The 10,714-nt window shown below is 66.0% G+C and carries 12 protein-coding genes; all 12 read left to right on the top strand.

Annotation, left to right across the window (positions count from 1 at the left end; all coding sequences use genetic code 11):
* On the top strand, positions 1 to 796 hold a 796-nt coding region (locus tag QN163_10910), incomplete at its 5' end, for a hypothetical protein (protein MDR5684512.1).
* Positions 786 to 2,279, top strand: a complete 1,494-nt coding sequence (locus QN163_10905; protein ID MDR5684511.1) for a phage terminase large subunit — start codon at positions 786 to 788, stop codon at positions 2,277 to 2,279. The genes QN163_10910 and QN163_10905, both read left to right, overlap by 11 nt.
* A 9-nt stretch (positions 2,280 to 2,288) precedes the next feature.
* Positions 2,289 to 4,478 carry a hypothetical protein gene (locus QN163_10900; GenBank protein ID MDR5684510.1) on the top strand — a complete coding sequence of 730 codons (2,190 nt, stop codon included), beginning with the start codon at positions 2,289 to 2,291 and terminating at the stop codon, positions 4,476 to 4,478.
* Between the two features lie 72 nt (positions 4,479 to 4,550).
* Positions 4,551 to 4,703, top strand: a complete 153-nt coding sequence (locus tag QN163_10895) for a hypothetical protein (protein ID MDR5684509.1) — start codon at positions 4,551 to 4,553, stop codon at positions 4,701 to 4,703.
* Positions 4,697 to 5,386: a hypothetical protein gene (locus tag QN163_10890; protein ID MDR5684508.1), complete on the top strand. Its 690-nt coding sequence runs from the start codon at positions 4,697 to 4,699 to the stop codon at positions 5,384 to 5,386. The genes QN163_10895 and QN163_10890 overlap by 7 nt, the downstream gene beginning before the upstream one ends.
* A gap of 1 nt (position 5,387) precedes the next feature.
* Positions 5,388 to 6,350, top strand: a complete 963-nt coding sequence (locus QN163_10885; protein MDR5684507.1) for a hypothetical protein — start codon at positions 5,388 to 5,390, stop codon at positions 6,348 to 6,350.
* A 270-nt stretch (positions 6,351 to 6,620) separates the two neighbouring features.
* Positions 6,621 to 7,049: a hypothetical protein gene (locus QN163_10880; protein ID MDR5684506.1), complete on the top strand. Its 429-nt coding sequence runs from the start codon at positions 6,621 to 6,623 to the stop codon at positions 7,047 to 7,049.
* A 12-nt stretch (positions 7,050 to 7,061) separates the two neighbouring features.
* Positions 7,062 to 7,664, top strand: a complete 603-nt coding sequence (locus QN163_10875; protein ID MDR5684505.1) for a hypothetical protein — start codon at positions 7,062 to 7,064, stop codon at positions 7,662 to 7,664.
* A gap of 10 nt (positions 7,665 to 7,674) precedes the next feature.
* Complete coding sequence (locus QN163_10870; GenBank protein MDR5684504.1) at positions 7,675 to 8,592, top strand: hypothetical protein; 918 nt, start codon at positions 7,675 to 7,677, stop codon at positions 8,590 to 8,592.
* Positions 8,593 to 8,601: 9 nt separating this feature from the next.
* Positions 8,602 to 9,564, top strand: a complete 963-nt coding sequence (locus QN163_10865; protein ID MDR5684503.1) for a hypothetical protein — start codon at positions 8,602 to 8,604, stop codon at positions 9,562 to 9,564.
* 239 nt (positions 9,565 to 9,803) lie between these two features.
* Complete coding sequence (locus tag QN163_10860) at positions 9,804 to 10,514, top strand: hypothetical protein (protein ID MDR5684502.1); 711 nt, start codon at positions 9,804 to 9,806, stop codon at positions 10,512 to 10,514.
* Positions 10,511 to 10,714 (top strand): hypothetical protein (locus tag QN163_10855; protein ID MDR5684501.1); only part of this gene is annotated, 204 nt, incomplete at its 3' end. The genes QN163_10860 and QN163_10855, both read left to right, overlap by 4 nt.

Raw genomic sequence — 10,714 nt, 5'->3', positions numbered from 1 at the left:
GCACGACATCGACGTCGCGCCAGGGCAGCTCGCAGGCGTCGTGTTCGTCGTCGCGCCATCCGATGACCCCGTCGACGCAGGCAAGGCCATCGGCGTCGCCTGCTGTGGCGCGACGCTCCCATCGGGCACCGGCATCCTCTACCTGCTCGCCGGCGCTCCGGGCGTCTGGCCCCCGTCCGCCGGTCACGTCGTCTACGGCAAGTCGGACGGCACCCCCATCAGCTCCGATGCCATCATCGTCCAGCACACCCCCGCCATGACCGCAAGGGTCACGGCGAACAACATCGGCGAGGATACGCGCGTTGTGCTCCGCCTCAACGCTGGCGCACTGGATACCGGCTACGTCAGGCGCGGCAGAGCCGTCCTCGCCGCCAACTACAACGAGGCCGTCACCTTCGAGTGGGCGAAGGGCCACGACTCCGAGGGACGGCTCTACACCGTCATGGGAGCTTCAGGCTCCGAGCGCTACCACGTCGAGTTCAGATACTCGAACGACTACTTCGGCGTCGGCTCGTTCGACTACGTCGCGCCCGTCCACAATGGCGTCACCAGCCTGGGACTCAGCAGCCGCCGCTGGATGGTCGTGTGGGCACAGGAAGTGTGGGCCAGTACCTACCACACCGGCGATATCATCATGGGCGGACCAGGCGACGAGTTCCCAGGCCACATCCTCCTCCGTGAAGGCCCAGACGGCCTCTACATCAAAAACGAGCGCACGGGTCAATGCTACAGACTGCTCGCCGAGCAGGTGACCGAAGAGCAGTTCCCGCCACCGCCCAAGCGCCATGCCGATTGACCTGTCCAGTATCCCCACCGACGAGCTGCACAAGATCGACTACGTCGAGATACCGGGCTACTACAAACCCTCCGATTGGGGTAAGGAGTTCCATCGCCTCCGCGTCGATGAAGCCCTCGGCGCCGGTGCCGCAGGCCCAGGAAAAACTACCGTCGGCGGCGCCGATGCCATACCCGTCGTCCTCGTCGCGGAAGAGCTGTGCAAACGCGGCATCATCAAGTGGGGCGAGTGCCAGGCCGCTGCCCTCCACCTCCGTAGACTGTCCAAAGGCCTCGATACATCCATCCGCAAGTGGATGCCGGTCTTCAACTACATCGACCCAGCCGTCCGCTACAAAGACGATGACCACGTCTTCATCTTCAGAAGCGGCTTCCGCTTCTACTTCGGCCACTGCAAGGACCCCAACGACTGGATGAACTATCGCACATCCGAGTTCGTTCACATCTTCTTCGATGAGCTCAACCAGTTCACGGAAGAGCAGTACCAGGAAATCGCTGCACGCTGCCGCTCCGACCACCCGGTGTTCTCCAGGATGCTCAAGATCAGAGCCGCCACAAACCCCTCACCAGGATGGGTCCGTGACTACTTCGTTAAACCGGCCCCGCAAGGCCGTAAGGTCATCCGCCGCAAACTCGATGACGGCTCGTTCGCAACCAGACTCTACCTCCCAGCCACCATCGACGACAACCCTAACAAGGAGTTCGTTGCCCAGTACAAACGGCGACTCTTGTCCAGACCGCCGCACATCCGTAATGCCCTCCTTTATGGCGACTGGTGGGCTACCGCAGACTCATACTTCGCGGACCACTGGAACCCTACCAAGCACGTCGTCAAACCGTTCACTATCCCTCGCGATTGGCCCGTCTACAGATGCCTGGACTGGGGCTTCAAGTCGCCAGGCTGCGTCCTGTGGTGGGCCGTCAATGAGGACGGAACCATGGTCTTCTTCAAAGAGCTTACCTTCATCGGCAAGGATGGCGCGGAGGTCGCCGAACTCGTGCGGCGCATCGAAGAGCCACTCGGACTCTGGAAGCACGGCCGCTCGTCCATCACAGGACCAGCCGACACCAACCTGTGGGGACAGGCCTCCAGCGCCCCGTCCCATGCCGACCAGATGGCGCGCAAGGGCGTCGGCTGGTTCCCGGCCGACAAGAAGTCGCGGCAGATGAACGTCGAGCGGTTCCTTGCAAGACTCGCCGATGCGGATGGCCGAGGACCGGGTATCCTCTTCTTCGAGACCATGAAAAACACCGTCGCCACAATCCCAGGAATCCCCGCAGACCCGGGCAACCCCGCCGTCCCCATGAAGTGCAACGAGGACCACTGGGAAAACGCCGTCGAGTATGCCTGCGCGTACCCAGCCATGGACGCCACGGCGATAAAGCGCCTCATCGCGCGACGACAGGCCGTCGGAGACGATGACGAGCCAGTGCGCAAGGTCATCCCGTTCAGGGGTAGACTCGGCTACGGGTCCAACTACTAGGAGACGCCCATGGATGAGCAACCGTATGAGCTGGAGCTGGACGACGACGCCGCGGAGGCGAAGCCCATCGTCATTGACCCGGAGGTCGCGAACCTTGTTCCATTGCTCAAGGCGACCGAGGAGGGCAGAAGCGTCCTCAAGCAGCTCGGTCAGCAAGTCACCGAGGACTTCGAGGAGGCGTGGAGCGGCGCGGAGGAGTGGCGCGAGAAGCGCAAGGACAACTGGAAGATGTACTCCGGAATGCTCCCGCCCAAGCAGTGGCCGTTCAAGCACTGCTCGAATCACCACGTCCCCATCGCCCTCATGGGCATCAACCGCCTCGCGTCCCGCCTATATGCCGAGTTCTTCCTCGGAGAGGACAACATCCACACCTACCAGCCAACCTCGCCCAACGAGGACGCTCATGAGCTGGCCAGGATACGGACCCTGCACGCCAACTGGCAGCTCCGCGAGGGCATCCCGGACTTCACCCGCCAGATGCACCGCGCGTGTACCCTGCTCATGGGCGACGGCGACTTCACCGGACGGTCGTTCTACGACAAGAACAGGCGCATGAACAGGCACGTCGTGCTGTCCTCTGACGACGTGGCCATGCCGTTCGTCACCGTCGCGACCATGCCAGACCTGTCGGACGTGCCATACAAGGTTCACGTCATGCGCATGCGCAAACGCGAGTTGCTCGACATGCGCGGCGACTGGGAGGACGTGGATGCCGTCTGCGAACGCGCTGGAGTCGCCTACGACGACGCCGACCGCCCGCTTCGCTCCGCCATCGCCGAGCTCGAGGGCATCGAGCAGCCGGATGCCACCAAGCGGAACGGCGAGTATGAGGTCCTGCACTACGATGGGTGGTTCGCCTTCCCGGGCGACGAGCGCGCCAGGCCCATCACCGCCGTGGTCTGCAAGAACACCAGAACCGTCATGCGCCTGTTCGTCCGCGATGAGGAGGATTGGCGCGACCGCCAGCGGTTCGAGCGCCAGCGGCGCGAGAAGGCCGACTACCTGGAGGCCATGAGCCAGTACCAAGGCGCGCTCGTCGCCTTCGGCCAGGCCCTGCAAGAGTGGGAGCGCACCGAGGCCCTCGCGCGAGAGCTCGCCGCCAGGCTCCAGCAGCCCGACGTGGATGAGCGAGAGCGGGCCGTGCTCATGGACGCCCTGTCCAGGGACGCCTTGCCACGCCCGCAAGAGCCTCAGCCGCCGGTGCGGCCCGCGTGGATGACCGATGACGCGAGCGATCCCTCTCCCGTGCGCAGGGTACCCATCGAGCTCTGGTTCAGAGCCGTGTGCATCGAGAACCCGACCGGCGCGCTGGGCCTGTCCCCTGGGCAGGTCTACGCCGACTTCAACCGCGCCGCGAACAACGCCCTCAACCAGTTCGGAGACCAGGCGACCATCGCGAACGTCGGAGGGTTCATCACGGCAGACAATGGCGCGTTCGAGCCTGGGCAGCTGGACCTGGTGCCGGGTGGCATCACGCGACTGACGGGTGTCACCAGCTTGAGCGAGAACACCGTGGTCCCGTGGCGAGCTCCGCCCGCCAACCCGCAACTGGTCGAGCTTGTGGACCGCCTCTACTCCTACGGAGAGGCGGCGTTCGGAGCCACGGCGGCGCTCTCTGGCGAGCCGGGCAAGTCAGGCGAGACCTACCGCGGCTTCGCGACCCGCATCGAGCAGGCGCTCAAGCAACTATCCGTGGCCGGGAGAAAGTTCGCGGACGGGTTCACCCAGATCATCCGCAACAACGACAAGCTCAACTACCTGTTCATCGAGGATGACGAGGTGATCGGTGTCACCGACTACCTCACGCGAGAGGTAGTCCAGGTTCGCGTTGGCAAGAAGGTCTACGAGCCAACCTTCGCCATCGCCATTCGAGCCGACATGCGCTTCCTCTCCCAGCAGCAGCGCATCCAGGAGGCCATGGAGATGATCAACCTGCCGCAACATGTGCCGCCGCTCCAGCAGAGCCTGCACTGGTGGTGGACCTCGGCCGCCAACTACCTCCGTGCCGTCGGCCGCCCCGACATGATCGCCGCGCTCGGCCCGCGCCCAGAGCCGCCTTCGACCCCGCTCGGCGTCGCCCCGTCCATGCCAGCACAGCCAGAGCCAGGTCAGAGCGCCACGTCCCAGCCAATGCAGCCGCCACGCGAAGAAGGAGTGCCAGGACCGCGCCCAGAGATACCACCGGAGAGCTTGTCCTAGCGCGGATATCTGGTATAGTTCGGCAACATGGAAGATACGCGGGAATGGCAGCAACTGGACGTAACACGGAGGATGCTTCGCGCGGCACGCGAGAGGTTGCGGGTGATGGAGGGTGAGCTGTACGCGGCCGCGCAGTCATCGACGGATGCGGACGTGCGCGCGCGGGCGGCGGCGATGGAGGTGCAGCGCGGGCTGGTAAGGATGCTTGGGGGTGATGGATGTTGACGACGCAGGCGCGATGGGAGCCGCTGTCGCTGGCGGCTGAGAAGGACAAGCTGCTGGAGGAGTATCGGCGGTTTGCGAAGGATCCGGAGTTGTTTCCGGAGCGGCTGTTGCGGCGATGTGCGGAGTGGGGTGTGGCTCCGAACGCTCTACGCGTGCAGGCGCCATACGACCGTCTGCTTGTGGCGCACATCATGCCGTTCGGGTTTGAGTATCGTGAGGGGCAGTGGTACCACAAGGGCGGGGCGATAGCGATACCTGAGCGGACCTATGAGAGGCTTAAGGACACAGCGCCGAGGGTGTTGATCGTGAACGCTGGGCTTGGGGCGCTGGAGCAACTGCACTCGCACGGTATGGACATTGGGCACTACGCGACCATCCTGCGGTTGAGTCCGTACCGTGTTCCGGTGGACATCGACTCGTCTGGGCGTGCGCACTACCTGACGGCGACGCGGGCGGCGGACCTTGTGTTGTCGGAGGACACGATGCGGCTGCTGGCTGGCGGGGTGGACGACGACGGGACGGAGACGCCGCCGAAGCTGAGGCGGCGGTGGGTTCGCCGGGGGGAGGCGAGCGGGTACGTGTACGAGGTGATCGAGGGGTTCGAGAACGACCCTGACGTGCGGGCGTTCGCGGACCCGAGCAAGCAACGCGCGCACGACGCGCCGTCATTCGAGGACATGTGACATGACGAACGAAAGCGACACTGCTGGGGCACTGGACGCGCGGTTGGCGGCGGCGGCGGAGGAGTCGCCGCCTGATTCTGGCGATCAACAGGGACTGGTGGTGGATCTTGGCGAGGACCGTGCGGACGGGGAGCGCGAAGGGGACACGGAGGGGGCTGAGCCGGCACGCGCCGAGGCGGAGCAGCCTCGCAAGACGCGGAGCGAGAAGAAGCGTGAGCGCGGAGAGGGTTTCGCGCGGGAGCGAGACTTCTGGCGGCAGGAGGCGGAGCGCGCGCGGGAGCGCGAGGAGAGGTTGCTGGCGGCGCTGGAGGCGTCTGCGCAGCGGCAGCAGCCCGCGGCGAAGGGCGTGGACGATGACGCGCGTGTTGCGGAGTTGAAGCAGAAGCTGGATTTGCTGGTGGAGCGGCAGGCTGCGCTGGCGGCGAAGGCGAGGGATGGCGAGCTGAGCGCCGAGAGGCTGCGGGAGATCGCGAAGGAAGCGAACGAGATCGAGGACCAGAAATACGAGGTGCGCGCCGAGCTGCGCGAGCGGCGGCGTGAGCTGGAGGCTCCTCGCCCAGACCCCATGCGCCAGCAGGTCGAACGCATCCGGGCGCGCATGGAGGTCAAGTATGCCGACGTGATGGACAACCCGCGCGCCCTCCGCTACGCACGGGGCGAGTACGAGCGCATGGTCGCGCGCGGCGCAGGGGAAACCGTGGAGACGGCGGAGCGGGCGTTCGAGGCCGCACGGGCGGAGTTCTCGCCCCAGCGCCAGACGGCGAACCCGGCGAAGTACACCGGCGCAGGCGGAAGCGGCGGTGGCGGCGCTGCCCCCACCCAGACCTTCACCATGACCGCGAATCACATCAAGATGGCGGACGCGGCCTATCCGCACATCAGCGACCCGACGGAGAGATATCGGACGTATGCGAAGGCGCTGCTGAAGCGGCGGCAGTCGCGAGCAGGGCAGCAGCAGTCCTAATTCTCTCGGTTTCGAGGGAATTAGGGTGTCGGCCTGGTGGGTGTGTGGGGCGGCTGGGGGTTGACATGGCGCGGGCGTCGTGTGATGGTACTGGCAACGGGCCGTGCGCATCCGCTGGGGCGCACGGTTCGCGGTGGCGGTGCTCCCGGCCGTTCGCCCGACCCAAGGGACGCGCGAGGCGCGCAGCGGGTCAGGAGCGAGATGATCCAGGCTGGGCTAACGAGGCGCAAGGCGAAGGCGAACCGGGTTGGCGTACGCAAAGATCCTCCTGTGAAGGAGGTTGACCTGACGCAGTTGCCTGGGGCGCTGACCGGGGCAGATCCGGCGCGGTACTACAAGCTGGTTCCGCTGACGGGTATGTTCGGCGTGCAGTACCACGAGGCGCTCGGGTACGAGGTGGAGAAGAAGCGGCCTGGTGGGGTTCGGTTCACGCGCGGCGGGACGCGGACGGAGGACGGGGAGTCGCTGATGTACATGGACCTGGTGCTGATGAGCATGCCGCTGGAGCGGCGGCAGGAGATTTACGACCGTGGCGTGACGGGGACTGGCGGGCAGTTGGCTGCGGACCGTTACGACCGGAGGATGGTCGCTGGTCGCGGTCGTGTGTCGAGGTCGTTGCCTGGGCACGATGTCACGGTGGACGAGACGATGGGTCTCGTGAACGAGACGGACGACATCAAGGAAGAGTTGTACCGATAGGAGGAATCGGTCATGTCGAACAGAATCGTGAAGGGATTCCGGTTTTACCGGGCGAACAGCGGCGAGCCGACGCCACGGCATGAGCGGTGCGTGGTAGCGTCTGGTTACGCGTCCGCGATTCACGTTGGGTTTCCGGTGAAGCGGCTGGACGACGGGACGTTCAACATCGCGGCGGCCGGGGAGGCGATCTACGGGATCGTGGCCGGGATTGACCAGTTCTTCGATGCGACGGACGGGCGCGTGAAGAAGCCGCTCGGGCCGGACCCGAAGCGGCTGCCTGCGGGCACGACGTACAGCGGCGTGGACCGGGCGTCGGTGCTGACGGTGATTCCGGTGGAGGGGAACCTGTTCGAGGTGGACCTTGACACGGCGATTTCGACGCCGACCAGGGCAGGCGCGGTGGCGCTGCTGGGGTCGAACGCGAACCATGTGATCAGCGGGGACGACTGCGCGCTGAACCGCGCGAACCTGGAGGCGAACGACGCGAGCCCTGCGTCGGCGAACTGGCGGACGGTTGGGCTGGTGGAGGACGGGGCGAATTTCGCGGCGGCCCGGCTGAAGTACATCGTCCGGTGCAACACGCCGCAGAACCAAGACGGCGGAGTCGGTTTGTAAGGAGAGCGTCATGCCAGCAGCGACGATTTTCACGAGCACGATCGCGAACGACCTTCAGGACACGCTGGAGGAGATCATCGTTGACCGCACGGACGGGCTGGAGGCCCGACTGGACATGCCGAAGTTCATGGACGTGCGCAGGACGAAGAGCGCGTTCGTGGACATGCTGGAGGTTGGCGGTCTCGGGGTGGCGGTCAGCGTTGGGGAGGGGGAAGAGATTCCCGCTCGCGGGATTTCCGAGGGGGCGCTGACGCGGCTGTGGGTGCGGAAGTTCGGGTTGCGGACGATGGCGACGGAGGAGGCGCTGGCGGACGGCAAGACGGACAAGGTGATCAACGCTGCGCGGCGGCTGAAGCGAGCGATTTGGAAGGCCGTGGACATCGACGCGGCGCAGGTACTGAACCGCGCGACGAACACGGACTTCCCTGGTGGCGATGGGCAGCCGCTGGCGAGCGCTGCGCACACGTTGCCCGGTGGGGGGACGTACTCGAACATGGTGGCGACGCCGACGGCGCCGAGCGAGGCGGCGTATGTGCTGGCGAGGGCGCAGGCGGACGTGCAGGTTGACCTGGACGGGGTGATCGACGGGGTTGAGATCGAGGGGGTAGCGTTCCCGATTGGGCAACGCGGGGCCTGGGAGGTGCTGTCGTTCTCGGATCGGAGTCCGCAGGCTGGGCAGTACAACGCGGTAAACCTGATCAACCGGGACAAGATCAAGCTGGTGCCCGTGCGGCACTGGACGGCGAGCGAGGTGGACTACTGCTGGCTGACGGACCACCCTGACGAGAAGCTGTGCTGGTACTGGCGCGAGCGGCCGTCGAGCCGGACGTGGGTATCCGAGGCCCGTGACGTGATGAACTACTCTGTGAAGGCGCGCTGGGCGCGCGGGTGGAGCGGCGGTCGAGGGATTCTGTACAACCAGGGCTAGGAGGCGAAGATGTCTCTGTCGATGCTGGGCGGATTTTCGCGGCAGCTGATTGGGCAGCTTGGTGGTCGCGGGGTGTTCACGCCTGGCGGCGTGCTGAACTACCCTGGGAGCCGGACGCTGTACGTGCGTTCCGGTGGTGTGCTGAGCGGGGATCCGAAGGAGTTCGCGGAGGGTGCGCTGTTTCGGTCGATCCGCGCGGCGCTGAAGCACTGTCGTGCTGGGGCTGGTGACCAGGTGATCGCGCTGCCTGGGCATGTGGAGAACATCTCCGGGGCGGATCACTGGTCCGACCTGCAGGCTGGGACGCAGATTGTTGGGTGGGGCGAGGGCGAGCTGCGGCCGATCTTGAGGTGGACGGCGGCGGGGGCCAGTCTTCTGCTCAACCGCGCTGGTGTTTCCGTGAAGAACTTCACGGCGCAGTTTGCCGGAGATCCGCTGGTGCCCGTGACCCTGACGGTCACGCTTCCGATCACGGTGAGCGCGCCAGGGGTGGTGCTGAGCTTCCCCGAGGCGAACCTCGGCATCGGCGCAAACCAGAAGGTGACGCGCGCCATCCTGGCCACGGACGCGGCCAAGCGGCTGAGCATCATCCATGGGCGATGGTGGGGCGCAACGGCCGCCGAATGCACGACGGTGATCGACTTGGCCGGGGCGGACAACGTCCGCATCGAGGACATGGTGATTGAGGCGGCGACGTCATCCGCGTCAGTCGGAGTCATGCGCCTGGTGGCGACGGCCCTGGTGGGCGGGTTCATCTCGGATTGCCTGTTCGCCAACCGCAAGGCGGCGTCGAGCGAAGCGGTGACCGGGGTGGCAGGTAGCTCCGGGCAGTGCCGCAACTCGCAGTTCGCGGTGCTGAACAACACGGGGCTCACTGGGTGGTCCACGAAGGCGAACTGGCAGTTCCACAACTGCGTGGTGAGCCACGACATCGCCGAGAACGCCGGGCTGATGACCGTGGTGTCCGCGTAGCGACAGAGGGCACGCAGTGTGCGCACCATCAGGAAGCTCGGAGGTCGCGCCCGCGTAAGCGGGGACTACCGTGCCAGGTGCGCATACTGCGACGCGCCATATCTACGCAGCGACCTGCATGAGCTGCCGAACGGGCGGCTGAGTTGCTGGCGCTGTCACCGTCCGGGCGACAGATGCGAGGCTGAGCTATCCGCGCTCATCGCTGACCGGAGGGGCAGGCGGGAGCCTGCGGGCGGGCCATGATACCGGGCACGCGTGATGGCGCGAATCTTGGTGCTGGCCGTGATGTCGAGTTCACGGTCGAAGGGATCACCGCGCTGGCGTGGAAGAAGGCGAGGATGCTCCACGTCCGCATGGAGCCCGACGCCGACGAACGCGCGTTCGCGCGGCAGTGGCTGCTGATCAAGTTGGAGTCGATGCGCGCCCGGCTCCGTCTGGCGCGGCCCGTGGAGACGCTGGATGTGCCCGTGGTGGCCGGAGTACGCGAATACGTGCTTCCGGCGAGCGTGTTCGACGTGCTCGGGGACGCGATGCTCGACGTTGGCGGTGGCGAGCTGCGGCTGCGCCAACTTGGACGCGACGAGTATCACATGCTGACGCCGCGTGACGCGACGGGCGCGCCATCGTCGTACTGGCCAGAGAAGCTGTCGGTGATCCGCGTGCACCTGTGGCCTGTGCCTGATGTGGCCGGGGCGTTGCGGTTGCAGGCGGCGCGCTACCAGTGGGCGGCGACCAGTGACGCGAACACGCCCGACGTGGAGCGGTACTTCGCGGAGTACCTGGTCACGGCGCTGGCGTATGAGATAGCGTGCGCGGGCGGCATCGAGACGGTGTACACGATGATGCTGCGGAAAGAGGCTGATGAGCTGATGCGGCAGGTGGCCGGGTCTGCGGCGCAGCGCGGGCACACGCGCCTGGTGGTGCGGCACAGGACTGGATGGACGCGATGAGGGTATATGGTCTGATGGTGACGCAGGCGGGCCGCGAGGGCCTGGCGGCGGAGGCGATATCGGACTTCGCCGCCCAGGGGTACGCGGACCGTGAGCTGGTGGTGGTCGTGGACCGTAAGGACGGGCGCACGCTTGGGGAGCTGCGGAACGAGGGGCTGGCGCAGATACCGCGCGATGGGCTGGTGATGATCTGGGACGAC

Source organism: Armatimonadota bacterium (genome assembly GCA_031432545.1).
GTDB classification, from domain to species: Bacteria; Sysuimicrobiota; Sysuimicrobiia; order Sysuimicrobiales; family Sysuimicrobiaceae; genus Caldifonticola; species Caldifonticola tengchongensis.
This window is presented reverse-complemented; position numbering and strand designations above follow the sequence as displayed.

Bases quoted from the DNA above. Each gene is read 5' to 3' on its own strand.
- QN163_10895 (MDR5684509.1), top strand. From the start codon at position 4,551: ATGCTTCGCGCGGCACGCGAGAGGTTGCGGGTGATGGAGGGTGAGCTG.
- QN163_10890 (MDR5684508.1), top strand. From the start codon at position 4,697: ATGTTGACGACGCAGGCGCGATGGGAGCCGCTGTCGCTGGCGGCTGAG.
- QN163_10865 (MDR5684503.1), top strand. From the start codon at position 8,602: ATGTCTCTGTCGATGCTGGGCGGATTTTCGCGGCAGCTGATTGGGCAG.
- QN163_10900 (MDR5684510.1), top strand. From the start codon at position 2,289: ATGGATGAGCAACCGTATGAGCTGGAGCTGGACGACGACGCCGCGGAG.
- QN163_10870 (MDR5684504.1), top strand. From the start codon at position 7,675: ATGCCAGCAGCGACGATTTTCACGAGCACGATCGCGAACGACCTTCAG.
- QN163_10860 (MDR5684502.1), top strand. From the start codon at position 9,804: ATGATACCGGGCACGCGTGATGGCGCGAATCTTGGTGCTGGCCGTGAT.
- QN163_10905 (MDR5684511.1), top strand. From the start codon at position 786: ATGCCGATTGACCTGTCCAGTATCCCCACCGACGAGCTGCACAAGATC.
- QN163_10885 (MDR5684507.1), top strand. From the start codon at position 5,388: ATGACGAACGAAAGCGACACTGCTGGGGCACTGGACGCGCGGTTGGCG.
- QN163_10875 (MDR5684505.1), top strand. From the start codon at position 7,062: ATGTCGAACAGAATCGTGAAGGGATTCCGGTTTTACCGGGCGAACAGC.